The sequence below is a fragment of the Demequina silvatica genome, from assembly GCF_000971215.1.
Lineage (GTDB): Bacteria > Actinomycetota > Actinomycetes > Actinomycetales > Demequinaceae > Demequina > Demequina silvatica.
This window is the reverse complement of record NZ_BBMA01000006.1, coordinates 158,864-184,820: the sequence shown is the minus strand read 5'-3', so window position 1 is coordinate 184,820 and position 25,957 is coordinate 158,864. Positions and strand designations below refer to the sequence as shown.

Below are 25,957 nucleotides of genomic sequence, written 5' to 3'. Positions count from 1 at the left end.
GGTCGGCGTTCTAGGGGTGGAGGGGGGACGACATGGGCGACACCACCCGCGTGGTCGAGGAGCTGTACCGCACCGCGATCCCGCGCCTGTGCGCGTACGGCTTCCTGCTCACCGGGTCCGAATCCGAGGGCGAGGAGGTGGTGCAGGCGGCGATCGTGAAGACGTTCGGCAGGCATCGCCGGCTCGAGGACGCGGCCTCTGCCGAGGCGTACGTCCGCGCCGCGATGCGCACGCTCGTCATCGATGCGGGACGTCGCGCCACGCGTTGGCGCCGGGTGATGCCGTCCCAGGTCTCGCTGGGCGCGGTGCGTCTCGAGGACGATGTGGTCGGTGAGGACGAGGTGGCGCGTGCGCTGCGGGAGCTGCCGCCCCGCGTGAGGGTCGCGGTCGCGCTGCGCTACTCCGACGACCTGACGACGGCCGAGGTCGCCGCCCGGATGGGGGTCACCGAAGGAGCCGTCAAGAAGTACCTCCACACCGCGCGGGAACGGTTGGGCACCTGGCTGCGCCCCGACGAGACGGATACCGCGGGCGTCGCCGTCCGCGTGGCGAAGGGACGGACGCGATGATGGACGATCTCGCCGCAGCCGCCGCCGAGCACGGTGTGCGGATGGCCGCCAGGGTCGAGGCCGCCGGGCCCGCACCCGCGCTGGCCGGGATCGCGCGCGCACGTCGCCGTCGGGCGGCGGCCGGCGTAGCGATCCTGATCCCCGCGCTCGCTCTGGGCGCCTGGGCGGTGACCGCCGTCCGGGGCGCCGACGCCGTCGAGCCCGCGCAGACGGAGACGCCGGTCCGGATCACCGAGGATCCGCTCGACGTGCAGCTGAGCGGAGCGATCGGCCGCCGGGACTACGCGATGATGCACGCGCTCATCGACCTGGGGGTCTACCTGGACCATCAGGGCGTCCGTCCGTTCACCTCGACCGCCATGGAGAACTGCGACGTGACCGCCTTCGAGATCCTCGAGGATGCGGGGGCTCCGCGCACCGTCCACGCGGTGTGGCGCTACGACGACGAGGCGCTGCGGGTGGCGATCGGGCGGTGCGACGCCGACGTGATCGCGCGGATCGTCGACCCGGCGACGGCGCCGCGTCTGAGCGACACGACGATGCTGCAGGCCGTCGACAAGGCGGACGATGCGGCGCTCACCGTGCTCGTCACGGCCGGCGCTCCGCTCGAGGGTGCCGGGGACTGGAGCACTGTCGCGTACGCGGCCCTGCACGGCCTCGACGACCGTGTCGAGCTGCTGCTCGATCTGGGCGCCGATCCCGACGTCACCATCGATGAGGGGCCGCTCATCGACTACGTGCGCGAGGTCGGCAGCGCACGCGCGATCGCGGCTGTCGAGGCCGCACGGGAGGCGTCATGAGGCTCAGGATGATGGCGGCCGCGCTCGCGGCGCTGGTACTGGCGGGATGCACCGGAGGTTCGGAGGCGAGCGACGGCGCGAGCGCCGCGCCGTCGATCGCGGCGGCCGACACCGCGACGCTCACCCCCGACCAGCGGCTGATGGCCGCCGCGGTGACGGGCGACGTCGCATCCGCCCAGGGGGCGATCGCGGAAGGCGCCAGCGCGGGCGCCATCATGGGGTGGGCCTCCCCGCTCCACGCCGCCGCCCATCACGGGCATGCGGACGTGGTCCAGCTGCTCCTCGACGCGGGCGCGAGCGTCGACCAGACCGTCGCGGGCGACACCCCGCTGCACCTGGCGGCGCTCTCGGACGACGCCGCGACAGTCGCGGCGCTCGTCCGCGCGGGCGCCGACGTGGAGGCCGGCGGCGGCCAGGACGCCGACATGACCCCGCTCATGATCGCGATGGCCTCGGGCTCGACCGAGGCGGCGGGGGCGCTGCTCGAGGCCGGAGCCTCGTGGACCATCGGCAACACGTGGGGTGTGGACCCCCTCCAGTGGGCCGTGTTCTTCGGCGAGGAGGACGCGATCGCGTGGGCCCTCGCGCACGGAGCGGATGTCGCCTCGATCGAGGAGGACGGGACGCTGCGCTCGGAGGTCGCCGAGGAGTGGGAATGGCCGGAACTCGCGAACTACCTGCGGACCGTCGAGTAGCCAACCAGCGCATCGTCCCCCATATGCTGGCTGCATGAGTGCACCGCTGCCCATGTCCGCGCCCGCCGTCCGTTGGGGAATCCTCGGCGCCGGGGGCATCGCCCGCAAGCTCGCCGACGCCGTCACGCATTACACCGCGTCGACGGTGATCGCCGTGGGCTCGCGCGACCAGGCGAGGGCCCAGGCCTTCGCCGACGAGGCCGGGATCCCGACCGCGTACGGCTCCTACGAGGAGCTTCTCGCTGACCCGGACATCGACGTGGTCTACGTCGCGACGCCGCACAGCCACCACCACGAGCATGCGCTCATGGCCATCGCGGCCGGCAAGAACGTGCTGTGCGAGAAGGCGTTCACGCAGAACGCCAACCAGGCGCGCGAGGTGGTCGCAGCGGCCCGCGCGAAGGGCGTGTTCCTCATGGAGGCCATGTGGACCCGCCACCTGCCGCACGTGTACGCGCTGCGGGAGGCGATCGCGCGCGGCGAGATCGGCGACGTGGTGTCCGTGCAGGCCGACCACGGCCAGCTCCTCACCCACGTCGAGCGCATGTGGAACCCCGCGCTCGCGGGCGGCGCGCTCCTGGACCTGGGCGTCTACCCGGTCGCCTTCGCGCACGACCTCCTGGGCGTCCCCGACAAGATCACCGCGACCGGCCGCCTCCGCGAGACCGGCGTCGACGGCCAGGTGTCGATGATCTTCGACTACGCGACCGCGCAGGCCAGCCTCACCACCACCATGGAGGCGAAGACGCCGTGCATGGCGCTGATCGGCGGCACCGAGGGCCGCATCGAGGTGCAGGACACCTTCTACGCGCCCACGTCCTTCACGGTGAAGCGCCTCGACGGCACCTCCTGGACCTACGACGGCGACGTGCCCAACGGCTTCCAGTTCGAGGCCGCCGAGGTCGCGCGCCGCATCCACGCCGGCGACAAGGAGAGCGCGCTGCTCACGCTCGACCAGTCCATCGAGATCATGGAGATCCTCGACGAGGTCCGCATGCAGGTGGGCCTGCGCTACCCCAACGAGCTGTAACCCACCCGCGGCCTCACCAGGGACGATGCGCCGGTCGGGTGACCGGCGCATCGTCGCGTGGTCGAGGGTTCAGCCGGTGTAGCCGGGCGTCGCTGCCGCGGGCGCGGCCGCTCCGGCGGCGACGGCGGTCTCCTCGATGACGTCCTCGATGACGTCGTCGACGTCGGGGCCCTCGGACCCGGAGCCCCAGGCGATGTCCTCGATCAGGGTGTCGCCGTACGTGAGCGACAGCACCGACGTGCCGCCGATGATCTCGCTCGCCGTGGGCAGGCCGGTGGAGTCGAGTCCGAACCAGGCGGGGTCGCCCCATCCCGCGTCGAAACCGAACTGCCAGTCCGCGTTGAACTCCTGGAAGAAGTCGACGCCGCCGAAGAGCCCGTCGCTCACCATCGTGACGTCCTCCACCACCGGCCCGTTGAGGAAGAACACCATGACGCCCGCGAGGCTCACGGCGCAGCCGTCTCCCGCGCCCGTCACGGTGACGAGGCCGGCGGCGTGGTCGACGTCGATCGTCAGCTCACCGCACATGTCCCCGCCCAGGATGTCGGCGAAGTCGGGGTCGATGTCCGCCGCGGTGAGCTCCGGACCATCGCCCACGATCACGTCGTCGACGAAGTACATGGACATCGCCATCTCCGGCGCGGGCGAGGCGAGCATCGCCATGACCATCGCGTGGATCTCGGGCGCGGGCTCCGGGTCGGGCGTCACCGACGGCTCCGGCGAGACGCTGGGCTCGGGCGAGACGCTCGGCGCGGGGGACGCCGAGGGCGAGACGGACACGGACGGCGACGGCGACGGCGAGGCGTCCTCGGCTGCCGCGGCGCTCGCGGTGGCGAGCAGGGCGGCGGTGACGACGGCCGCACCGGCCGCCGCGCTGATGCGCTGGTTCACGCGATCTCCCCTCAGAGATGACAAGAGCCCGAGAACACCTGCTCAGATGGGGTGCCGGGCGAAGGCAATGTACCGCGCCGCGGACCCGACCACCAGCACCGGGTGACGCAAATCTCACCGGCGACCGGCGCATCGTCCCGTGGGCGGCGTTGTCGGGGGCTCCCGGTAGATTCTTCCCATGGCTTATCCGGGGTTCTGGGTGGTGTTCGAGGGCGCGGACGGCGTGGGCAAGACCACGCAGGTCGAGCTGCTCGCCGCGCACCTGCGCTCCGCCGCGGGCGGGTCGCGCGAGGTGCTCACCACGCGCGAGCCGGGCGGCACCCCGCTCGGGGTCGAGCTGCGCCAGGCGATCATGCACGGCGACCACGTCGCGCCCCGCGCGGAGGCGCTCCTCTACGCCGCGGATCGCGCCCATCACATCGCCACGCTCGTGCGGCCGGCGCTCGAGGCGGGCGCGGTGGTGCTGCAGGACCGCTACCTCGACTCGTCGGTGGTCTACCAGGGCGGGGCCCGCGGGCTCGGTGACGAGGTCGAGCGGATCTCGCGTTGGGCCACCGAGGGCCTGCTGCCGGACGTGACCGTGGTGCTCGACATGGAGCCCGACGCGTCGCGCATGAGCCGCGACCTGGACCGTGTGGAGCGCGAGACCATCGCCAAGGCCGCCCAGATGCGCGCCGCGTTCCTCGAGCGCGCCGCGCTGGCGCCGGGCCGCTACGCCGTGGTCGACGCGGCGCGACCCGTCGAGGCCGTCCACGCCTCGGTGGTCGAGGCCGTGGAGCGCGCGATGGGTCGCCGCGACGGGCTGCCGGTCGAGCCGTGGGGGACGCCGTGACCGTGTGGGAGTCGGTCGTCGGGCAGGGGCACGCGATCGGGCCGCTGCGCGCCGCGATCGACGACCCGGGCTCGATGACCCACGCGTGGCTGATCACGGGGCCGCCGGGATCCGGCCGCTCGTACGCCGCGCGGGCCTTCGCCGCGGCCCTGCAGTGCGAGAGGGGCGGGTGCGGCGAGTGCCGCGCCTGCACCACCGCGATCGCGGGCACGCACGCGGACGTCACCCTGATCGCGACGGAGAAGGTCACCATCTCGATCGACGAGGTCCGCGACCTCATCGGCCTCGCGGCCACGTCGCCCAGCCAGGGACGCTGGCGCGTGATCGTGGTCGAGGACGCGGATCGCATGACCGAGCGCACCTCCAACGTGCTCCTCAAGTCCATCGAGGAGCCGCCCCCACGCACCGTGTGGGTGCTGTGCGCGCCCAGCCCGCAGGACGTCGCGGTCACCATCCGTAGCCGCTGCCGGATAGTCGGCCTGCGCACCCCCGACCCCGACGACGTCGCCGCGCTGCTGGTCTCGCGCGACGGGATCGAGCCGGGGCTCGCGCTCGAGTGCGCGCTCGCCGCCCAGAGCCACATCGGCGTCGCGCGCCGCCTCGCCCGCAACCCCGAGGCGCGCGCCCGTCGCGACCAGGTGCTCGCGCTCGCCACGGACATCCGCGGCGTCGGGGACGCGATCTTCGCCGCCGCGGACCTGGTCGAGGTCGCGGACACGGACGCGAAGGCCGCCACCGAGGAGCGCGACGCGGAGGAGCGTGCGGAGCTCATGACCACGCTCGGCGTCGAGGACGGCGGCCGCATCCCGCCCGCGCTGCGCGCCCAGCTGCGTCAGCTCGAGGAGGACCAGAAGCGGCGCGCCACCCGGCACAAGCGTGACGTGCTCGACCGCGCGATCACGGACCTCATGTCGCTCTACCGCGACGTCGCCGTCGCCCAGACCGGCGCCTCGGTGCGCATGGTCAACCTCGCCCACGAGGGGCACGTGCGCGACCTCGCGGCCCGCACCACGCTCGCGGACACCATGCGCTGCCTCGACGCGCTCGCCACCGCGCGCGAGCGGCTCGCCGGCAACGTGGCGCCGCTGCTCGCGCTCGAAGCGATGGCGCTGGACCTGCGCCCGCCCACCGCCGGCCGTCGTTAGGGTGGCGACATGAGACGCCCCCTCACCGCAGTGATCGCCCTGGCCGCCGCATCGTCCCTGCTGGTGGGCTGCACCGCCACGGAGGACGATGCCCCGATCACCCCCGCGCCCACGTCCGGTTCGACCTCGGGCACCGGGGAGGCAGGGGAGCCGGCCGTGTACTCGCAGGAGGTGTCCTGGGAGGAGTGCGGCGAACTCGAGTGCGCGACCATCCAGGTGCCGCTCGACTGGGAGGACCCCGACGGCGAGACCGTCGACCTCGCGATCAACCGCGCGCGCGCCACCGATCAGGACGCGCGCATCGGCAGCCTCGTGATCAACCCCGGCGGGCCGGGCGGGAGCGGGCTGGATCTCACCGAGTCGTTCGTCGCGATGGCGGGCGAGGACCTGCTGGCCGCCTACGACGTGGTGGGCTTCGACCCGCGCGGCGTGGGGGAGTCGAGCCCCCTCGCGTGCGGCGACGCGGACGTGATCGACGCGTACTACCTCACGGACCTCACCCTGGACACGGACGCCGCCATCGCGGACGCCCGTCAGGCGAACGTCGACTTCGCGGAGGGCTGCCGCGAGCAGAGCGGGCCGCTCGTGGAGAACGTCGACACGTCCTCCGCGGCGCGCGACATGGACGTGATCCGCGCGCTCATGGGCGACAGCGAGCTGCACTACCTGGGGTACTCGTACGGCACCCAGCTGGGCGCGACGTACGCGGAGCTGTACCCGGAGAACGTGGGCCGCATGGTGCTCGACGGCGCCGTCGACTTCACGCTGCCCATGGAGGAGCAGGCCGCGGGCCAGGCGCGCGGCTTCGAGGGCTCGCTCATGAACTTCATCGACTGGTGCCAGGAGCAGGCCGACTGCCCGCTCACGGGCGACCGCGAGGCCGCGCGTCAGCAGGTCGAGGACATCACGCTGCAGGCCCGCGACCAGGGCTACGAGTCGCTCGACGGCGACCCCGTCAACGGCAACATCATGGTCTACGGCATGGTGATCACCATGTACGACGAGGGATCCTGGCCGTACCTCCAGGCCGGCCTCGACGAGGTCATCAACCGCGGCACCGCGGACATCTTCTACCAGCTGGCCGGCTTCTACCTGGACAAGGACCCGAGCACCGGCGAGTACCTGTCGAACTCGCAGTGGGCCTTCACCGCGATCGGCTGCCTCGACGGCGGGACGGTCGAGCCGTTCACCGTGGACTCGCTGGACGCCTTCCGGACGCAGATGGAGGAGGCCTCGCCCACGTTCGGCTGGTGGTTCGCGTCCTCGCTGGGCTGCGACGGCTGGCCGTGGCAGGGCTCGGAGCGGGTCACCTCGCTGGACGCCGCCGACGGCGCCGCGCCCATCCTGGTCATCGGCACCACGCAGGACCCCGCCACGCCCTACGCGTGGGCGGAATCGCTCAGCGAGCAGCTCGCCGGATCCACCCTCCTCACGTACGAGGGCGAGGGCCACACCGCGTACGGACGCTCCAACTCGTGCGTGATCGACGCGGTCGACGGGTACCTGGTGGACGGCGAGATGCCGGTTTCAGGATTGCGCTGCTGAGGCGCTATCATGTCTTTCCGTGCCCTCCGGGGCGTGGATGCGTTCGCGCGGGATTCTCGCAGGGGCGCACGCCGCCTTAGCTCAGTCGGCAGAGCGATTCACTCGTAATGAATAGGTCGTGGGTTCGATTCCCACAGGCGGCTCGTTGTGAGAGGCCCGGTCCCCCGTGCGGGGGCCGGGTCTTTTCGCGTTCCGGGACCACCGCATCGTCCCGCGGCCATCCAGGTAAAGTAGGCGCGCGGTCCCGGCGAGATCCTGGGGCCGGCGTTCCGGTGTCGACGTCGCCCCTGGTCGCGATCGCACCGTGAGGAGACGCCCCGCCCATGACCACCCTGACCATGCTCGCGCTCGCCGTCGGCGTGTCCGCGGACGCGTTCGCGGTGGCGCTCGGCAAGGGTCTTCAGCTGCGCGCACACGTGGTGCGGGGCGCGCTGATCCTGGGTCTCGCGTTCGGGTTCGCGCAGGCGGTCATGCCCGTGATCGGGTGGGCGCTCGGCAGCGCCTTCGCCGATGCGATCGCCGCGTACGACCACTGGGTCGCGTTCGGGCTGCTCGCCCTGGTGGGCGGCAAGATGCTGTGGGAGGCGCTCACGCCCGATGATCCGGAGGCGCCCGAGCCGGAGGACGCGTTCTCCGCGCACGAGGTGGTGGTCCTCGCGGTCGCCACGAGCATCGACGCTCTTGCGGTGGGCGTGAGCTTCGCGTTCATCGATGTCTCGCTGTGGATCGCGGTCCTCGCGATCGGCGTGGTGACGTTCGCGCTGTCGTTCGTCGCGGTGCTGGTGGGTCACCGCATCGGGACGCGGTTCCGCCGGCCCGCGGAGATCCTGGGCGGGGTGGTGCTGATCGTGATCGGCGTGCAGATCCTGATCGAGCACCTCAGCGCGTGATCTGCTGACGTGGCGGCCGACACCGTGAGCCGCGGCGCGCTCCGCCGAGCCCGAATGACCGGTTTGTCCCGCCTTCTCCGCCGCCAATGTGGCCAGCGTGTTAAATCTCACGAACAAGTGAGCAATATGTGCGCCATCCGGTCGAGTGACCCCTGGAAACCGTGGCATCCTTGCTCTGCATCACGTGCCAACGTGCAATCTTTCTGGGAGGAATGATGAAGACCAAGCTGGGGATGAAGCTGGCCGCCGTTGGCGCCGCCGTTCTCATGACCATCGCCATCGCGCCCGCGTCGCAGGCCGCGCCGGGCTCAGCGACGTGGAAGCAGATCGACAAGGTCTCGAGCGTCTCGATGTCCAACGTCACGCGCTCGTACGCCACCTCGGTGGACCCGCGTCCGCGCCACGTCGCGATCAGCCGCGTGGGCACCGGCAAGACCCTCTCGCTCTCGATCACCGTGCCCAAGGGCTGCGTCGCCATCAAGTGGGCGGACGTGAACTACTCGGGCATCAAGAGCTCGAGCATCTACTGGGGCATGTCGACCAAGTCCGGCAACCAGGCCACCAAGTTCGCGAAGGTCAGCGGCACCAAGCAGGTCTGGGCCAAGCCGGGCACCAAGATCACGTTCTCGGCGAACAAGGCGAAGCCGAACAAGAAGGCCGGCACGGTGACCTTCACCAACCTCAGCCTCAAGTGCAAGTAAGCACTGACCGCAAGGTTTCTCGCGGCTGATCCGCCTGGCAGGGCGATCACGGCTGTGGCGAGCGGCCCCTCCTTCTGGAGGGGCCGCTTTCGCGTTCCCAGGGGCGGGGGTGCCGCCTACTTCTTCCCGGTCTCGACGTTCACCGTCACCTCGATGTCGTCGAGCGCCTTCTTGATGATCTTCTCGATCGCGGTGGTGTCCACCTCGACGCCCTCGGCCTTGAGCTTGTCGACCACGGCCTTGGACGCGGTCGCGATCGCCTGGCTCCGCTGAGCGCTCTTCTGCGCCTGGAACGCCGCCGAGGCCGCGCGTACGGACGCGATCCCTCCGCGACGCTGCAGGTAGCCCGAGGACACGGACTTCCAGTCGAGGTCGAGCACACTGCGCTCGAAGTCGGTGAGCTCGTACTCGGCGCTCCACACGGCGCCGGGCACCTCCTCGCGGATCAGCGCGCGCAGCGCCGCCAGGTCCTCCTTGGTGAGAGGCATGTCGTCCTCCTCATGCGCGTCGGCCGTCGCCGAGTACTCGTAGTGCCAGGGCTCGAGCGTCGACGCGCTCTTCGCCCAGGCGGGGTTGATCCATCCGAACGTGGGGTGCGCCGCCATCCACACCCGCGACTGCTCGCCCAGGTCGAGCGCGAGCCCGTCCTCGTGCAGCGACGTGCCCGGCACCGCCACTGAGACGGTGGGCCCGCCGGACCTCTTCGCGACCCGGCGCCAGTGCGGCACGCCGTTCCAGGTCCGCTGATCGAACTTCGCGGACGCCCCGAAATCCGAGGTGTAGCTGTCCTCGAACAGCTCGCGCTGGATCTCGGGATCCCGCCAAGACGAGTTCACGTCGCGCGGACACCCCGCCGCGACCGCGCGCGTGAACGCGCCGAGCGAGCGCGCCTCGAGCGTGATGTTCAGCTCCGATGAACGGACGATCGCCATCGCTGCGCCTCCGGGCGGAGGGACTGTCGCGAACACCGTCCTGCGTAGCGACGATGCGGGGGCCGGGGACCGGTCGTGACGCCGGGGTGGGCGGCGGCTGGGTTGCCGTGGGGCCGGTCCGGACGGGACGCGCCTTGCGCGGGAACGGATGCGATCCAGCGTACGCCCGGTCCGGGTGGCACGCCCGCGCTCGCCCCCACCCCTTGCGCATCCGCGGCTTCCGAGCGACACTGAACGATGTATCGCTCACAGTCGTTCGCCCGTCACCGGCCGGACGGCGAAGCAGAGGAGGCACGCCATGACCGGCACCAGCGGCAAGAGCTTCACCCCGCCCACCGCGGGCGAGGCGATGGACGCCATGTGGGACGCGTTCGACCAGCTGCGCTCGGGCTTCGAGAAGAAGGTGGGCTCGCGCATGGGCCGCGGCGACGTCCGCGCCGCCGTGCTCGCCCTGCTGGCCGAGGAGCCCATGCACGGCTACCAGATCATCCGCCAGATCGAGGAGCGCACCGGCGGCCGGTGGAAGCCCAGCGCCGGGTCCGTCTACCCGACGCTCCAGCTCCTCGCGGACGAGGGCCTGGTCACCGCGGAGATGGCCAACGACCGCAAGGTGTACTCGCTCACCGAGGCAGCCAAGGACGAGGCCGCGGCCGCGGCCAAGGACGCGCCCTGGGCCCCGACCGAGCCCAAGGAGGGCGGCCGCGTGGGCCCGCTCTCGAAGGCGGGCTTCGACCTCGCGCAGGCCGTCGCGCAGGTGGGCCGCTCCGGCTCGCCGGCCCAGCAGGAGCAGGCGGTCGAGGTGCTCGACCAGGCGCGACGTAAGATCTACTCGATCCTCGCCGAGGGCTGACCGGACGCCGTCAGGCCGTCGGGGATCGAGGAGAGCTGATGCCCGACGTCCTGCACGGCCGCGCGCGCTACCGCCGCATCTTGCGCTTCGCCGCGCGCCACCTCATCGCGATCTGGTGGTTCGAGCTGATCATCCCGAGGGTCGGCTTCCGCCGGGTCACGGAGCGCACCCGCGCGGCCCGGATGCACCGCTTCGCGAGCCGCTTCCGCGTGCTCGCGGTGGACCTGGGCGGTCTCATGATCAAGCTGGGCCAGTTCATGTCGACGCGCCTCGACGTGCTCCCGCCGGAGATCACCAAGGAGCTCGAGGACCTGCAGGACGAGGTCCCCGCCGTCCCGTTCGCGCAGATCCAGGCCCTCGCGGAGGCCGAGCTGGGCGTTCCCCTCGCCCAGGTCTACGCGAGCTTCGACCCCACCCCCGTCGCCGCCGCCTCCTTGGGCCAGGCGCATCGGGCGACCCTCGCATCGTCCCTCGCCACCGACGTGGGCTTCGCCCAGGTGGTGGTGAAGGTGCAGCGGCCCGGCATCGCGGACATCGTGGCCGTGGACCTGTCCGCGCTGCGGCGCGTGGGCGCGTGGCTCAGCCGCCTGCGGGTGGTGTCGCACCGGGTCGACATGCCGGGCCTGATCGAGGAGTTCGCCGCGACCAGCCTCGAGGAGATCGACTACCTCCACGAGGCGCAGAACGCGGAGGCCTTCGCGGCGTCCTTCGCGGAGGATCCGCGCGTGCGCGTCCCCGCGATCGTGTGGGAGCGCACCACGCGACGCGTGCTCACGCTCGAGGACGTCACCGCGATCAAGATCACCGACGTCGACGCGATCCGCGCCGCGGGCATCGAGCCGCGCACGGTCGCGAAGGTGTTCGCGGAGGTGATGCTGGACCAGCTGTTCGTGCACGGGTTCTTCCACGCGGACCCGCACCCGGGCAACATCTTCGTCACGCCGCGGGCGGGCGGCGACGGGGACGCCCCCGCATGGACGCTCACGTTCGTCGACTTCGGGATGATGGGCGACGTCCCCGACCGTCTGCGTGCGAGCCTGCGCAAGCTCATCATCGCGGCGGCCGCGCGCGACGGCCGCGGCATGGTGGTCGCGATGCACGATGCGGGCGTCCTGCTGCCCTCCGCGGACACCAAGGAGCTGGAGCGCGTCCTCACGCAGGTGTTCGCGCGGTTCGGCGGGATGGGCTTCGCGGAGCTGCGCGAGCTGGACCCGCGCGAGTTCCGCGACTTCGCGCTCGAGTTCAGCGACGTCATGCTCACGCTGCCGTTCCAGCTGCCCGAGAACTTCCTGCTCATCATCCGCGCGCTGTCGCTCACGTCGGGGCTGTCGACGTCGCTCGACCCGCGCTACAACGTGTGGGACTCGGTCGAGCCGTACGCGACGCAGCTGCTGCGCAGCGAGGCGGGCAACGTGCTGGGCGACCTGGGCGGCCAGCTGCGGGAGAACGCGCAGGTCGCGTGGCACCTGCCCAAGCGGCTCGACGGCGTGCTCACCACCATCGAGGACGGCAAGCTGTCGATCAACGCGCCCAAGCTCGAGGACACGTTCGGGCGCCTCGAGCACACGGCGCGACGCCTGGTGTCCGCGCTGATCTTCGCCGCGATGCTGATCGCGGGCGCCCGCCTGCACGCCGACGACCCGGGCACGGGCATCGCGCTCATGGTCGCCTCGGTGGTGCCGCTGCTGCACGTGATCTTCGGGCGCCGGCACGATCGCTGAGCGGGTCGATCAGCGCGGAGCGGGTCCCGTCGAGCGGCGCACGATCAGCTCGGACTGCACGGCGCGCGGGTCGTGCGCTTCCGATCCATCGATCCGGCTGATCAGCTCGCGTACGGCATCACGTCCGCTCCCGTTGAGATCCATACGCAATGTTGTCAGGGGAGGGCAGAAGAAGGCTGCGTCTGGGATGTCGTCGATGCCGGTCACGCTGACATCGCCAGGGACTGACAGTCCGCGCTCACCCAGTGCGAGCATGGCGCCGAGCGCCATCTGATCGTTGGCGGACACGATCGCGGTCGCGTCGAGATCAGCGAGGACCTTGATCGCCGCATACCCCGACGCGGCCGACCAGTCGCCCTCGATGGTGCGGACAATGGTGAGACCATCCTCGGCGGTAGCGCTCGCAAGCGCCCGAGTACGGTTGCGCGCCGCGGACCACTGCGACGGCCCCGCAAGGTGGAGGATCGTACGATGCCCCAGCGAGGAGAGATGGCGGACCAGTGCGGGCATCCCCACGGTCGCAAGCTGCGACTCGACCCGCACGGGTTCGTCGAGCTCGGTGGCGATCAGCGCGGGCACGCGGAAGTCGATCCGCTCGAAGGCGCTGGTCATCTCGTCGGTCGATGACAGCGCGAGGATGCCTTCTACATCATGTTCGGCGATCATGGCGAGCGCTTGAGTGATCGAAGCTGTGTCACCTGTGTCGAGCGTGACGATATCGAGCACGTAGCCAGCGTCACGTGCCGCTGCCGAAGCTGCGCCGAGGAGCTTGCTCGGGCCGTACTTGTCGATGTCGTGCGTGAGTGCACCGATGCGACGCGAGCGCCCCGTCGTGAGGGAACGGGCGGTGAGGTTGGGGCGGTACTCGAGATCGGCGAGCGCTCTCTCGACCTTGGCTCGGGTCTCGGGGCGGATCCCCTCGAAGCCCTTGAGATACCTGCTCACCGTCTGGTGCGACACGCCGGCCGCGGCCGCGACGTCGTAGATGGTCGCCGGCCTGCTCGCGCCCGAGGTTGCTCCTCGGTGCTTGCGCGCGCGGATGGGGCCTGCATCCCGCTCCGCGGTCCCCGATGTCGGGATCGCCTGCTCAGCCATGGCTTTCGGTCCTCCATCGCACGTCGCCTGCCTGAACGCTACTCCCTGAAGGTCACGGAACCGTGACATTCGCGAGGGTTGCGCTCCTTGATATTACCGGTAACATCGCCGTTGTCGCCCAATGTGGCCGGTAACACCGGACTTCTCGGGCAGGTGCAGGGATCAACAACGGAGTGGATCTATGAATCTCAGCAGCGACGGCGCTGCCGCCAGGCGCGTCGGACTCGGGGTCGCGTACTACCCGGAGTACCAGCGTCACGACCGCCTTGCGGTGGACCTCGACCTCATGGTTGCGGCCGGCATCACCACCATCCGCGTCGGCGAGTCGGTGTGGTCGACGTGGGAGCCTGTCGACGGCGAGTTCGACCTCGAGTGGCTGCTGCCCGCTCTCGACGAGGCTCACGCGCGTGGCATGTCTGTGATCCTCGGTACCCCGACGTACGCCGCCCCGCCGTGGCTGCAGGTCGCCCACCCCGAGATCGCGGCGGACCGCGCGACGGGAGAGCCCATCCCATGGGGTGCCCGCCAGGAGATGGACTTCACGCACCCCCAGTTCCGCCGTCGCGCCGAGCGCGTCATCCGCGCGATCCTTGGACGGTACGCGCGCCACCCCGCCGTGGTGGGATTCCAGGTCGACAACGAGCCGGGCATCGAGATCCTGCACAACGACGGGGTCTTCGTGAAGTTCGTCGCGCATCTCGAGCGCACCTATGGCGACGTCGACGCCCTCAACCGCGAGTGGGGCCTCACATACTGGTCCCACCGCCTGCTGCACTGGACGGAGCTGTGGCGCCCCGACGGCAACTCGTTCCCCCAGTACGACCTCGCGTGGCGCACCTTCCAAGCCGACCTCGTCGCGGACTTCATCGCGTGGCAGACGCGCATCGTCGACGAGTACCGGTCTGAGGATCAGTTCGTCACCACGTGCTTCCAGTACCCGCGCGCGGCCCTCGACGACCAGCGCACGGCGGAACCTCTCACGGTCACGGCCGGCAACCCCTACTACGGGATGCAGGACCGCCTGGACATGCGGGACCGCAGGCCGAGCCCGCACTACTGGACCACGAGCGGTGTGCCCTCGCTGTTCCGCCAGGGGGACCGCATGTTCTCCTCGAAGCAGGCGCGCTACCTGGTCACGGAGACCAACGCTCAGGCGATCGGCGACAGCGCAACCAACTACCCGCCGTACCCTGGGCAGCTCGCCCAGGCCGCGTTCGCGCTCATCTCCCGCGGCGCGGAGCTCATCGAGTACTGGCAGTGGAACACGCTGCCCTACGGTGCCGAGACCTACTGGGGTGGCGTGCTGCCCCACAGCCTCGAGCCCGGGCGGGTGTACAGGGAGATCGCGGGGATCGGCGAATCGCTCGACGCGATCGGCGGCCTGCTCGACGGCTACGAGCCCGACGCCGACGTGGCCGTGCTCTGGTCGATCCCGAGCAAGCACGCGCTGCAGTTCCAGCCCCCCTTCCGCCTGCCGGACGGCGATCCGGGCGACCCCTACGAGCGGATCGTCGACGCGTTCTACGACGGCGCTTTCGCGGCGCGGGCGCAGGCGCGCATCCTCCACGTGGGGCAGGCGCACGACCTGGGAGCCGTGGAGCTTGCGCGGCGCTTCCCGGTGCTCATCGCGGCCGGCCTCTACATCGCCTCGGACGAGGACATCGCCCTCCTCGACACCTATGTCGCGGCGGGTGGACACCTTGTCCTGGGTCCGCGCACGGCCTACGCCGACAGCGAGGCGCGTGCTCGTCATCAGGTCGCGCCCCCCGGGCTCGCTGGCGCCGCGGGCGTGACATACGACGAGTTCTCGAATCTCGATGCGCCGGTCCCCGTGACGGGCGAGGCGCTGAGCCTGCCTGAGGGTGCGACCGCGGAGCTGTGGATCGACGGCCTGACGCCGATGGACGCGCAGGTGCTCGCCACCTATGACCACCCGCGATTCTCAGACTTCGCCGCGGTCACGCGTGCCGACCGTGGAGCGGGTGCGGTCACCACCGTCGGCTGCGTCCCGTCGCGGCAGCTCGCCGCCGCGGTCGTGAGGAGTGCGTGGGGCGAGGCGCGTGGCGCCCTGCTCGTCGATCCCCCCGAAGCTGTCACCGCATCGTCCGGCACCCTGCCCGACGGCCGCCGTGTGTGGTTCGTCTTCAACTGGGGCTGGAACCCCGCGACCGTCGCGCTGGCGCGACCGGTCGCGGACCCCATCGCCTGCGTCGCATACGCCGCCGGTGATCACCTCGACCTCGCGGCGTGGGCCTCCCTGGTCCTCGTGGCAGAGGCGGACCACCCGGAGACCCCGACCCCGGGTCACTAGAGAGAAGGAACAGGAATGAACAAGGCACGTAGGACAGCAATGGCGCTGGCAGGCACTGCCGCCGCCTTCTCGTTCATCGCCACTGGCTGCAGCGCAGGCGACGACGGCGGCACCGGCGAGGAGAGCGCCGCCCCCGAGGTCTCGACCGACGCGTTCGATGAGGCGATGTCGACCCCCACCAAGCTCACCTTCTGGACGTGGGTGCCTGACATCGAGAACCAGGTCGCGCTGTTCGAGCAGGCGTACCCCGAGATCGACGTCACAGTCGAGAACGTCGGTCAGGGCCTGGAGCACTACCAGAAGCTGCGCTCCGCCATCGAGTCGGGCGAGGGCGCCCCGGACGTGGCCCAGATCGAGTACCAGTACATCCCGAGCTTCACGCTGACGGACTCCCTGCTCGACCTTACGCCCTACGGCGCCGCCGACCTCGGCGGGGACTACGTCGAGTGGGTGTGGAACCAGGTTGCGGTCAATGATGGCGTGTGGGCGATCCCGCAGGACACCGGTCCGATGGGCAACCTCTACCGCACCGACATCCTCAAGGAGGCCGGCTACGACGAGGCTCCCGCCACGTACGACGAGTACGCGGAGGCCGCGAAGCAGGTCAAGGAGAAGACCGGCGCGTACATCTCGAACCTCGCCGCGAACGAGCCCACCCAGCTGGTCGCGCTCCTGTGGCAGGCGGGTCTTGAGCCGTTCGGCTACGACGGTGCCGAGACGGTCACCATCGACGTGAACTCTGATGGCGCGAAGGATGTGGTCCAGTACTGGCAGGACCTCGCCCAGGCGGACCTGGTCTCCACCGACGCCGGTTGGACCGACAACTGGTTCCAGAACATCGCCAACGGCAACTATGCGGGTTGGCTGGTTCCGGCCTGGGGGCCGATCTTCCTTCAGGGAACTGCGGAGTCCACGTCGGGTCTGTGGGCCGCCGCGCCGCTCCCGCAGTGGGACGCCGCGAACCCCGTCTCCGGCAACTGGGGCGGTTCGTCCGACGCGGTGCTTGCGAGCACGGAGAACCCGATCGCGGCGTACGAGCTCGCGCGGTGGATCAACGCCGAGCCGGAGCCGACGATGATGTTCGCACAGGAGCAGTTCCTGTTCCCGGCCGCGCTGTCGGTGCTCGAGGACCCAGCGTTCACCGACGCCGAGGTCGAGTTCTTCGGCGGTCAGCAGGTGAACAAGATCTTCGCCGAGATCTCCGCGACGGTGAACCCCGAGTTCCAGTGGCTGCCGTTCATGGAGTTCGCCTACTCCTCGTACAACGAGACCGTGGGCGTGGCGCTCGAGAAGAAGGGTGACGCCGTGGGCGCGCTGGACGACTGGCAGCAGCAGCTGGTCGACTACGCGACCGAGCAGGGCTTCACGGTCCAGTAGGCCCCCTCGGTGCGGGGGCGCAGCCAGCGCCCCCGCACCGGACTCACAACGAAGTGAAGGAGGCCGCTCCCATGGCCGACACGACCGTCGACGCACCCGTTTCCCAGACGGCGCGCGCGAAGCCCGCGCGGGGCAAGGCAAGGCACTCCGCCGTCGGGTACCTCTTCGTCCTGCCATTCATGATCCTGTTCGTCGCGATGGTGCTGGTGCCGCTCGGCTACTCGGCGTATCTCAGCCTCTTCGAGGAGAAGCTGATCGGTGGCGAGGCGTTCGTAGGTCTCAAGAACTTCACGGAGGCCCTGACCGACCAGGCGTTCCTCGGTGGCGTCGGCCGCATGGCGCTGTTCCTGGTGATCCAGGTGCCGATCATGCTCGGTCTCGCGCTGTTCCTCGCGCTCGCGATCGACAGCGGCCGCGCGCGGGCGTCCCGTTCCGCACGCCTCCTCGCCTTCATGCCGTACGCGGTGCCCGGCGTGGTCGCGACGCTGATGTGGGGGTACCTGTACGGGCCCGACTTCGGTCCGATCGCGCAGGCCTTCGAGGCGCTGGGCCTCACGCCTCCGGACATGCTGGGCGAGTCGGGGATCCTCGGCTCGATGATGAACATCGTCACGTGGGAGTACGTCGGCTACAACATGATCATCATGTACGCGGCTCTGCGGTCGATCCCGACCGAGCTCTACGAGGCGGCGTCCATCGACGGGGCGAGCCAGATCCGCATCGCCTTGAGCATCAAGATCCCTGCGATCCGCCCGGCGATCATTCTGACCGTCATCTTCTCGGTGATCGGCACCTTCCAGCTTTTCAACGAGCCCGCGCTCCTCGATGCGATCGCTCCGGTGGTCATCACCAACGGGTTCACGCCGAACTTCTACGCCTACAACGTCGCGTTCGTGAACCAGGACGTCAACTACGCCGCGGCCATCGCCTTCCTCCTGGGGCTGGTCATCGCGGTCATCTCGTACGTGGTGCAGCTCAGCTCGCAGCGCGCGGAAAGGAAGGTGCGGCGATGACCGCCTCCATCAGCACGGCCGGCCCGACCGGCTCGACCGGCTCGACCGGCTCGACCGCTCGCCGTCCCCGGCGGCGTCGCCAGCGCAGCACCGTGCTCTCGGTGCTGGTGTGGGCGTTGGCGCTGTACTTCCTGCTGCCCCTGGTCTGGCTGGCGATCGCCAGCACCAAGGACACCGGCGACCTGTTCTCGACGTTCGGCCTGTGGTTCGGCGACAGCTTTGCGCTGTGGGACAACATCCAGGGCGTGTTCACCTACAAGGACGGCATCTTCGGACGCTGGGCGCTCAACACGCTCCTCTACGCGGGCGTGAGCGCGGTGGGCGCCTCGTTCCTCGCCACCATGGCGGGCTACGGTTTCGCGAAGTACGGCTTCCGTGGCTCCAACCTGATGTTCAGCATCGTCCTGGGCGCGATCATGATCCCGCTCACGGCGCTTGCGCTCCCCACGTACCTGCTGTTCAGCTCCGCGGGCCTGACCAACACCGTGTGGGCGATCATCGTCCCCTCGCTCGTCAGCCCGTTCGGCGTCTTCCTCATGCGGGTGTACTCGGCCGACGCGGTCCCCGACTCGCTCCTCGAGGCGGCACGGGTCGACGGCGCGGGGGAGTTCCGCACCTTCTTCCAGGTCTCGCTCCGGCTCCTGGTGCCCGGATTCATCACGGTGCTGCTGTTCGCCCTGGTCGCGACCTGGAACAACTACTTCCTGCCGCTCATCATGCTCAACAGCTCCGACCTCTACCCGCTTACCGTGGGCCTGGCGCAGATGCAGTCCGCAAGCACCAGCGGCGGTGGTGGCGAGGTGCTGTTCTCGACTGTGATCACCGGCTCGTTCATCAGCATCGTGCCGCTGATCGTCGCGTTCCTCTTCCTTCAGCGTTACTGGCAGAGTGGTCTCTCGGCGGGCAGCGTCAAGGGCTGACGCCACCAGGGAACCCGGGCCCCTCACACTCGACTGCAAAGGAGCAACCTCGATGTTCGACACCCTCTGGTACGGCGGCGACTACAACCCCGAGCAGTGGGCCCCCGACGTGTGGGACGACGACGTGCGCCTCATGCAGCGCGCCGGCGTCACCGTCGCGACCGTGGGCGTGTTCTCCTGGGCCAAGCTGGAGCCGGCCGACGGCGAGTTCGACTTCGCCTGGCTCGACGACGTGATCGACCGCCTCCACGCCGGAGGCGTCGCCGTGGACCTCGCGACCGCGACCGCGGCCCCGCCGCCGTGGCTGGTGCGCGAGCACCCCGACGTGCTGCCCGTCATGGCCGACGGCACCGTTCTCGGCGTCGGCTCGCGCCAGCACTACAGCCCCAGCTCCGCGACCTACCGCCGCTATGCCGCGCGACTGGCCGAGCGCATCGTCCACCGGTACGCCGACCACCCCGCCGTCATCGCGTGGCACGTCAACAACGAGTACGGCTGCCACGTGCCGCGCTGCTACTCGGACGAGTCCGCGGTCGCCTTCCGCGCCTGGCTCGCCGAGCGCTACGGCGACATCGAGACGCTGAACGATGCCTGGGGTACCGCCTTCTGGTCGCAGCACTACGCGTCGTTCGAAGAGGTCATGCCGCCCCGCGCCGCGCCCGCGTCGATCAACCCGACGCAGCAGCTGGACTTCGACCGGTTCAGCTCGGACGCACTGCTCGCGCTGCACGTGATGGAGTCGGAGATCATCCGCGCGCGCTCGGACAAGCCGATCACCACCAACTTCATGGGCTTCTTCAAGGCCGCCGACTACTGGGCGTGGGCGCAGCACGTCGACTTCGTGACCGACGACGCGTACCCGGACCCCGCGGACCCGCGCGCCATCCCGTACGCCGCGGCGGTGCGCGACATCATGCGCTCGCTCGCCGGCGACAAGCCGTGGATCCTCATGGAGCAGGCGACCTCAGCGGTGAACTGGCGGCCGCGCAACGCCCCCAAGCCCGTGGGCGGCTTCCGGCGCCTGTCGCTGCAGTCGATCGCGCGCGGCGCGGACGGCATCATGCAGTTCCAGTGGCGGCAGTCGGTGCGCGGAAGCGAGAAGTTCCACTCCGCGATGGTGCCCCACGCGGGCGAGGACACCCGGATCTTCCGGGAGGTGTGCGCCCTCGGCGAGGAGCTGGCGCGGCTCACCGACGTCATCGGGACGCGCGTGCCGTCGCGCGTGGCCGTGATGTTCGACTGGGACTCGTGGTGGGCGCTCGAGCAGACCGACACCCCCGCGCGCGTGTCCTACGTGCACGCTGTGCTCGCCTGGCACCACGCGCTGTGGCGCGCGGGCGTGACGGTGGACTTCGCGTCGCGTTCCTCCTCGCTTGACTCGTACGACCTGGTGATCGTGCCGTCGATGCAGGTCGTGACCCCCGAGGTGCAGGAGCGGGTCGCCGCGGCGCGCGAGCGCGGCGCGACCGTGCTGGTGACCTACCAGTCCGCGATCCTGGACCTCGGGCTGGGCGTGCTGCCCGGCGGGTACCTCGGGTCCTGGGCCTCCATGCTGGGCGTGCGCGTAGAGGAGTTCGCGCCGTTCGCGCACCCCGACCAGTACTTCGACGCGCCCTCGACCGTGCCGGGCTCCGCGGTCGAAGGCGCACTCGCCGGCGACATCGAGGGCTGGTCCGAGGTGGTCCACGCCGACGCCGCCGAGGTCCTCGCGACCTTCACCGAGGGCCTCGCGGCGGGTGGTCCCGCCATCACGCGCCGCGCGCCGTCCGAGGGTGCGGGTGCCGCCTGGTACGTCGCGACCCAGCCGTCGGACGCGCTCGCGGACGCGGTGGTCGCGCGCCTGCTCGCCGACTCCGGCGTGACGCCGGTGGCGACCTCCGCCTCGCCTGAGGTGGAGGCCGTGCGCCGCGGCGAGAAGCTGTTCCTCATCAACCACGGCGCGACCGCGGCCGAGGTCGAGTGGGACGGCGGCGCCGCGACGCTCGAGCCGGGCGAGGTGCGGGTGGTCGCTTCCGCGTAGGTGCATCGCGCGCGGGGCCGCGCGGGTCTATCCGCGGTGCTCTCGCTTTTTATGCGCGAACCGACAGGTGTGCGGCTTCGTGCATGAAAAGCGGGAGCACTCCGCATCCCGCCCCGACACGCCCACCTCGCGAGCCTGCGCGTCGCCATGGCACAGGGACGGATGGAAGCCGGCTGTGGACCGCGGCCGCGGCGCTCAGCCGGTGTAGACATCCACCACCAGCCGCGGCGGGTCCTCGAGCCACGTCACCCGGTAGGGCCTCGCCTGATCCAGCCCGAGGCCCACCTGGGTGATGCCCTCGAACGCCCCGACCATCCGCGCTTCGCGGATCGCGCCGCTTCCGGTGAGCGTCCGCGGGCCGTCATAGCCCGGCCGGTCGATCGCCGTGCCGTCCACCCACGCGCCGACCAGGATCTCGAGCGACGCGCTCCCCGCGAGCGGCGGCGCGAGGTCCTCGCCGGACGCGTCCTGCGGGAACGTGCGCGCCTCGCGCGGAGTCACCTGCCACCCCGGCTCTCCTTCGCCCGCGAACTCGAGCACCCACCGGTCGTAGCACTCGTGCACGCCCAGGCGCTGGGTCACGCCCCACAGGCCGCTCGCGAGGTCGGACGCCCAGTCGGGGGACGATGCGCCGGCCACCTCGGTCCCGAACGTCGCGCAGTCCGAGGCGGGGGAGCCGGTGGCGCTCGCGGACGCGCTCGGGGTCGCGGTAGGCGAGGGCGGGGCCGACGGCGTGGCCGTCACGGTGACGGTCGGCGCGGGCGTCACGCTCGGCGTCACCGCAGGTTCGGGGCTGGACGTGCACCCGGCGAGCATCGCCGCGGCCAGGAGGACCGCGTACGGCGACCGCCGCATCGTGCCCATACCTTCACGGTACGCCGGCGCCCGTTCCCATGTGCGCCCGCCGTGCCCTACACTCGTTTACAACGTTGCAAATCAGTCCCTGTCTCAACGACGAGGAGGCCCATCCGTGCCCACGGACATCCCGAACCCGATCGTGCTCCAGCGCGCGGACCCCTGCGTGCTGCGCCACGACGGCCAGTACTACTTCACAGGTTCGTACCCTCTGTACGACCGCATCGTCCTCCGTCGCGCCGAGCGCCTCGAGGACCTCCAGGCCGCCGCCGAGGTCACCATCTGGACCAAGCACGCGGAGGGCCCGCAGTCGAGCCTCATCTGGGCCCCCGAGATCCACCGCGTGAACAACGCCTGGTACATCTACTACGCGGCGGCGCCCGACGGCGCGCCCTCGCCCGACGAGCCCGACGCCGCGGCCACCTTCAACCACCGCGTCTACTGCCTCGAGTGCCTCGACGAGGACCCGCTGACCGGCACCTGGACGGAGAAGGGCCAGGTCGACACGGGCTGGGAGTCCTTCGCGCTCGACGCCACGTCGTTCGTGCTCGGCGGCGAGCAGTACCTGGTGTGGGCGCAGCAGGACCTCGCGATCCGCGGTAACTCCAACCTGTACATCGCGCGCATGGAGAACCCGTGGACGCTCGCGACCCCGGCGGTGATGCTGACCAAGCCGGAGCTCGACTGGGAGATCGTGCGGTTCTGGGTCAACGAGGGCGCGTCCGTGCTCCAGAAGGACGGGCGGCTCTACCTCACGTACTCGGCGTCCGGCACGGGCATCGAGTACGCGATGGGGCTGCTGGTGGCGGACGCGTCCGCGGACCTGCTCGACCCCGCGTCCTGGACCAAGGCGCAGGAGCCGGTCTTCACCTCGGACCCGTCCGTGGGCATCTACGGCCCGGGCCACAACTCGTTCACGGAGACCCCCGACGGCGAGACCGTGCTGGTCTACCACGCCCGCACGTACACGGAGATCGTGGGCGACCCGCTGTGGGAGCCCAACCGGCAGGCGTGCGCGCAGGTGCTGCCGTTCTCTCCGGAGGGCGAGCCCGTCTGGGGCACGCCCGTGCCGTTGTCGCGCCCCGCGCCCACGTCGACGGACGTGCTGCCGCCAGAGGGTCTCGCGCAGGTCGCCCCGGCCTGACACTCCCGCACCGACCGCTCTCACACGGGATCTGGAACTCGCGTCGCGTTCCTCGAGGAACACGACGCGAGTTGCAGCGGTGAAGCGCTTCATCCGCATTCCGCGTGTGGAGCGTGGTCTCTGGGCAGGCTCCTGCGCCGGGACGATGCGCGGGTCACCCCAGCGCGGACCTCGCCAGGGCCTGGGCGACGGGTGAGAGCGGGTGCGGGCCCAGGCCGCGCTTGGCTTCGCGCGGTTCGAGGTTGAGGAGGACCTCCCACCCGCGGACGTACGCAGGGATCTCGTATCCCTCGATCGCCTGACCGTCCGGGTGTCGCCAACCCCACGCCGAGAGGAGCGCGGCGATGTTGTCCCACGGCACCCGTGGCTCGGGGTTGGTCGCGAGGTAGAGCACGACGAGCGTCGAGGCCTGCGCCTCGAACGTGCGCTCGGCCTTGGGCCGGAGTCGCGACGCAAGGTAGCGCCAGAGCTGAACCGGATCGTCACGGCCCTGCGTGCCAGCGGCGGTCGCGCGGATCTGGTCCTTGTACTTGCGCAGCAGCCCGAGGTCACGCAGGGCGAGACGGAAGTGCAGGACGTCGTGCGCATCGACCTCACGCGTGACTGCCCAGGGCCGGTCCCGCTGTGCGGGCAGCATCGCGGCCGCCTCCTTGAGCACGGCGGGCTTGAGGTAGCCGGCAGCGGTGAGCGGGAGGCCATCGCCCGCGCGGCGCAGGAACCACAGGATCGGAGCGAGAGCCGTCTCGGCCTGCTCGCGCGTCGGCTCGGCCGCCGGCAGCGCGCTCTGCCACGCGCGCGAGACAAGGTCGCTGCCCAGCGCAGTGCCCTTGTACGCGAGGACGAGCTCCGCCACGGCGTCGTTCACGCCGGCCATCTTCATCTGTGCGGGCTGAGCGTCGATCATGGAGTTGACCTCGTCGACGTCGAACGCCTCCGGGTTCTCGACCAGCTCCGCGATGTGGTCGAGGGCGGGGACGCCGCCGCAGTCCTCCGGCGGGGCCGCGCGTTCGCCGGCGATGCACGTAGCGACGGGGTCGCCGTCGGCCGCGAGCCTCATCGCGTCCACGCGGATGGTCATCTCCCACGAGTCACCGTAGTCGTAGATGTAGCGGAGCACCTCGCCGGGCTGCCGCAGGACCTCGTCGAGCCGGGTGTCTCCGGCGGGAGTCCCCTCGGTGTCGCCGTCGGCGATGTCGAACGGGCACAGGAACAACTGCGAATGGTGGTCCCACACGCCGCCGCCCAGCGCGAAGCGCCAGAGGTGACCGCCCGCCCACGAGAACAGGTCCATGAGCACCTCGTGCAGGACGGCGAGGGGCGTGTCGGACAGGATCTCGACCTGGCGCCAGATGCGCGGGTGCGCGGCGTCGATGTCGACCGTCAGCGTGAGGATGTGGAGCTCCTCGAGCGGCACGCGACGGAGCTCGGGGCGCTCCTCGTCGAGCGGAACGCCCCGCGGCCCGAAGCTCACGGGGATCTGCGCAAGGAGGTCGTTGAGGTCGCCTCCGGTCTGACCCGCCACGATGGCGTCGAAGCGGCGGCGGAACTCGGCAGCGTCGGGAGTGTCAGGGCTCACGGAGCCACGGTAGCCGGGCGCGCGGCCTCGAACGCTTCGATGGTGCGTTCGAGGTGCTCGCGCGCGACGGCCTCGATGCGCACCGGTAACGCGTCACCCACGATGAGGTCCAGCAGCTCCGTGTGCTCGTCGAAGCTGGCCGCCACCCGCCCGGGCGCGTGGGCGGGTGCGATGCGATCCGCGAGCTCCAGGCGCAGCGCCTCCTCGTCGACCATCTCGGCCAGGCGGGCGTCGGGACAGTGGGACCGCAGCAGCGCACGCAACTCGCGCACGAGCGCCGCGTGACGCGGCGCATCGAAGTCCGCGAGGGCGCGGCGGGCGTCCGCGTTGAGCTCTCGCGCCTGTACGAGGTCGGTCGGCGTGAGGCGGTCTGCTGCGAGCGCGATCGCCAGCGGCTCCAGCCGCGCGAGGATCCGCATGGTGCTGCGGCGCTCGTCCTCGCCCACGGGGCGAACCACCGCGCCCGCGTTCGGGATGACCTCGACCCAGCGCTCCGCCTCGAGGCGTCTGATGGCCTCGCGCCAGGGCACCGAGCTGATGTCGTGCGCGCGGACCAGCTGATCAATCACCAGGCGGTGGCCCGGGAGGAAGTCGCCACGGGAGAGGCCCTCGCGCAGGATGCGATACGCCTGGTCAGCCTTGCTTTCGGCGGGCAACGCTGCCTCCTCAAGTGTCCGAAACCACGTGGCACGGATCGTATCCCGGATCGCATGAGATGTGGAGCAGCAGGCGGTTCTGCATGCGCCGCCCCCATCACCCCTCTCTGTCGCGGGACGCTCACCATGCTTTTCTCGGGGCATCTGCGTCGGGCGGGACCGCAAGGATGCGGCCGGCTGTCCCGCCCGAGACACACGCTCGCCAAAAAGCACGGTGAGTGTCCCGCCCGGCGCGGCCGCCCTGCGGCGCAGGCGCACCCCCACCCCAACACCCCCACCTGTCCGATTTGGGCACCAAGTCCCATAATTGTTGCACAGGGCCAACTATTCTGAATTGGTCACAGAGTGCGACAAAAAGGTACCCTGTTACCGTTCACAGAGGAGTCCCC

The 25,957-nt window shown here is 70.6% G+C and carries 23 protein-coding genes, 1 tRNA gene and 1 pseudogene; 19 read left to right on the top strand and 6 right to left on the bottom strand.

The features are described from left to right. Nucleotides 1-32 precede the first annotated feature (32 nt). Genes AOM05_RS10035 through AOM05_RS10020 form a run of 4 tightly spaced genes read left to right on the top strand, consistent with a single transcriptional unit; the run spans nt 33 to nt 3,094 of the window. Nucleotides 33-569, top strand: a complete 537-nt coding sequence (locus AOM05_RS10035) for an RNA polymerase sigma factor (RefSeq protein WP_062521807.1) — start codon at nt 33-35, stop codon at nt 567-569. Then, nucleotides 569-1,369 (top strand): ankyrin repeat domain-containing protein, encoded by an 801-nt coding sequence (locus AOM05_RS10030; RefSeq protein WP_062521805.1) that lies wholly within the window; start codon nt 569-571, stop codon nt 1,367-1,369. The genes AOM05_RS10035 and AOM05_RS10030 overlap by 1 nt, the downstream gene beginning before the upstream one ends. Beyond that, nucleotides 1,366-2,064 carry an ankyrin repeat domain-containing protein gene (locus AOM05_RS10025; protein WP_082097438.1) on the top strand — a complete coding sequence of 233 codons (699 nt, stop codon included), beginning with the start codon at nt 1,366-1,368 and terminating at the stop codon, nt 2,062-2,064. Before AOM05_RS10030 ends, AOM05_RS10025 begins: the two co-directional genes overlap by 4 nt. Before the next feature lie 34 nt (nt 2,065-2,098). Then, complete coding sequence (locus tag AOM05_RS10020; protein WP_062521802.1) at nt 2,099-3,094, top strand: Gfo/Idh/MocA family protein; 996 nt, start codon at nt 2,099-2,101, stop codon at nt 3,092-3,094. Between the two features lie 69 nt (nt 3,095-3,163). Here the strand turns inward: AOM05_RS10020 and AOM05_RS10015 are convergent, their stop codons facing one another. After that, nucleotides 3,164-3,721 (bottom strand): hypothetical protein, encoded by a 558-nt coding sequence (locus AOM05_RS10015; RefSeq protein ID WP_156165148.1) that lies wholly within the window; start codon nt 3,719-3,721, stop codon nt 3,164-3,166. Here AOM05_RS10015 and AOM05_RS14270 point away from each other — a divergent pair. From AOM05_RS14270 to AOM05_RS09985, 7 genes are all read left to right on the top strand, one after another. Further along, a complete protein-coding gene (locus tag AOM05_RS14270) occupies nt 3,714-4,091 on the top strand; it encodes a hypothetical protein (protein ID WP_156165147.1) in 378 nt (125 codons plus the stop codon). The genes AOM05_RS10015 and AOM05_RS14270 overlap by 8 nt on opposite strands. Nucleotides 4,092-4,163: 72 nt before the next feature. Continuing rightward, nucleotides 4,164-4,817: a dTMP kinase gene (gene tmk, locus AOM05_RS10010; protein ID WP_062521800.1), complete on the top strand. Its 654-nt coding sequence runs from the start codon at nt 4,164-4,166 to the stop codon at nt 4,815-4,817. Beyond that, complete coding sequence (locus tag AOM05_RS10005; RefSeq protein WP_062522028.1) at nt 4,814-5,962, top strand: DNA polymerase III subunit delta'; 1,149 nt, start codon at nt 4,814-4,816, stop codon at nt 5,960-5,962. The genes tmk and AOM05_RS10005 overlap by 4 nt, the downstream gene beginning before the upstream one ends. A gap of 9 nt (nt 5,963-5,971) precedes the next feature. Then, entirely contained in the window at nt 5,972-7,507 is a 1,536-nt protein-coding gene (locus AOM05_RS10000; RefSeq protein WP_062521798.1) for an alpha/beta hydrolase, read from the top strand. Between the two features lie 70 nt (nt 7,508-7,577). Further along, nucleotides 7,578-7,650 (top strand) — tRNA-Thr (locus AOM05_RS09995). Between the two features lie 180 nt (nt 7,651-7,830). Continuing rightward, nucleotides 7,831-8,397 carry a manganese efflux pump MntP gene (locus AOM05_RS09990; protein ID WP_062521796.1) on the top strand — a complete coding sequence of 189 codons (567 nt, stop codon included), beginning with the start codon at nt 7,831-7,833 and terminating at the stop codon, nt 8,395-8,397. 215 nt (nt 8,398-8,612) lie between these two features. After that, nucleotides 8,613-9,098 carry a hypothetical protein gene (locus AOM05_RS09985; protein WP_062521794.1) on the top strand — a complete coding sequence of 162 codons (486 nt, stop codon included), beginning with the start codon at nt 8,613-8,615 and terminating at the stop codon, nt 9,096-9,098. Between the two features lie 116 nt (nt 9,099-9,214). On the opposite strand, the gene AOM05_RS09980 is transcribed toward AOM05_RS09985, so the two are convergent. Beyond that, on the bottom strand, nt 9,215-10,030 hold the full coding sequence (locus AOM05_RS09980) for a M15 family metallopeptidase (RefSeq protein WP_062521792.1): 816 nt from the start codon (nt 10,028-10,030) through the stop codon (nt 9,215-9,217). Between the two features lie 298 nt (nt 10,031-10,328). On the opposite strand from AOM05_RS09980, the gene AOM05_RS09975 reads away from it, so the two are divergent. Then, a complete protein-coding gene (locus AOM05_RS09975; RefSeq protein ID WP_062521789.1) occupies nt 10,329-10,880 on the top strand; it encodes a PadR family transcriptional regulator in 552 nt (183 codons plus the stop codon). Nucleotides 10,881-10,918: 38 nt separating this feature from the next. Then, the gene (locus tag AOM05_RS09970; protein ID WP_062521786.1) at nt 10,919-12,601 is read left to right on the top strand and encodes an ABC1 kinase family protein; all 1,683 of its coding nucleotides are present in this window, start codon (nt 10,919-10,921) and stop codon (nt 12,599-12,601) included. Between the two features lie 9 nt (nt 12,602-12,610). On the opposite strand, the gene AOM05_RS09965 is transcribed toward AOM05_RS09970, so the two are convergent. Then, entirely contained in the window at nt 12,611-13,696 is a 1,086-nt protein-coding gene (locus AOM05_RS09965) for a LacI family DNA-binding transcriptional regulator (RefSeq protein WP_062521785.1), read from the bottom strand. A gap of 181 nt (nt 13,697-13,877) precedes the next feature. On the opposite strand from AOM05_RS09965, the gene AOM05_RS09960 reads away from it, so the two are divergent. The 5 genes from AOM05_RS09960 to AOM05_RS09940 all read left to right on the top strand — a co-directional run bounded on the left by AOM05_RS09960 (nt 13,878) and on the right by AOM05_RS09940 (nt 21,337). After that, nucleotides 13,878-16,007: a beta-galactosidase gene (locus AOM05_RS09960; RefSeq protein WP_062521783.1), complete on the top strand. Its 2,130-nt coding sequence runs from the start codon at nt 13,878-13,880 to the stop codon at nt 16,005-16,007. A gap of 15 nt (nt 16,008-16,022) precedes the next feature. Further along, the gene (locus AOM05_RS09955; protein ID WP_228373259.1) at nt 16,023-17,384 is read left to right on the top strand and encodes an ABC transporter substrate-binding protein; all 1,362 of its coding nucleotides are present in this window, start codon (nt 16,023-16,025) and stop codon (nt 17,382-17,384) included. Nucleotides 17,385-17,455: 71 nt separating this feature from the next. Continuing rightward, the gene (locus AOM05_RS09950; RefSeq protein ID WP_062521779.1) at nt 17,456-18,397 is read left to right on the top strand and encodes a carbohydrate ABC transporter permease; all 942 of its coding nucleotides are present in this window, start codon (nt 17,456-17,458) and stop codon (nt 18,395-18,397) included. Continuing rightward, nucleotides 18,394-19,317: a carbohydrate ABC transporter permease gene (locus AOM05_RS09945; protein WP_062521778.1), complete on the top strand. Its 924-nt coding sequence runs from the start codon at nt 18,394-18,396 to the stop codon at nt 19,315-19,317. Before AOM05_RS09950 ends, AOM05_RS09945 begins: the two co-directional genes overlap by 4 nt. A gap of 52 nt (nt 19,318-19,369) precedes the next feature. Further along, nucleotides 19,370-21,337, top strand: coding sequence for a beta-galactosidase (locus AOM05_RS09940; protein ID WP_062521776.1), 1,968 nt, complete (start codon nt 19,370-19,372; stop codon nt 21,335-21,337). A 195-nt stretch (nt 21,338-21,532) separates the two neighbouring features. Here the strand turns inward: AOM05_RS09940 and AOM05_RS09935 are convergent, their stop codons facing one another. Further along, entirely contained in the window at nt 21,533-22,201 is a 669-nt protein-coding gene (locus AOM05_RS09935) for an AMIN-like domain-containing (lipo)protein (protein WP_062521774.1), read from the bottom strand. Nucleotides 22,202-22,307: 106 nt separating this feature from the next. On the opposite strand from AOM05_RS09935, the gene AOM05_RS09930 reads away from it, so the two are divergent. Further along, complete coding sequence (locus AOM05_RS09930; protein WP_082097436.1) at nt 22,308-23,336, top strand: glycoside hydrolase family 43 protein; 1,029 nt, start codon at nt 22,308-22,310, stop codon at nt 23,334-23,336. Nucleotides 23,337-23,490: 154 nt separating this feature from the next. Here AOM05_RS09930 and AOM05_RS09925 read toward each other — a convergent pair whose 3' ends face one another. Together AOM05_RS09925 and AOM05_RS09920 are read right to left on the bottom strand one after the other, a co-directional pair. Further along, nucleotides 23,491-24,912 carry a plasmid pRiA4b ORF-3 family protein gene (locus tag AOM05_RS09925; protein WP_062521772.1) on the bottom strand — a complete coding sequence of 474 codons (1,422 nt, stop codon included), beginning with the start codon at nt 24,910-24,912 and terminating at the stop codon, nt 23,491-23,493. A gap of 107 nt (nt 24,913-25,019) precedes the next feature. Continuing rightward, a pseudogene (locus AOM05_RS09920) lies at nt 25,020-25,712 on the bottom strand (GntR family transcriptional regulator); the annotation flags it as partial. Nucleotides 25,713-25,957 lie beyond the last annotated feature (245 nt).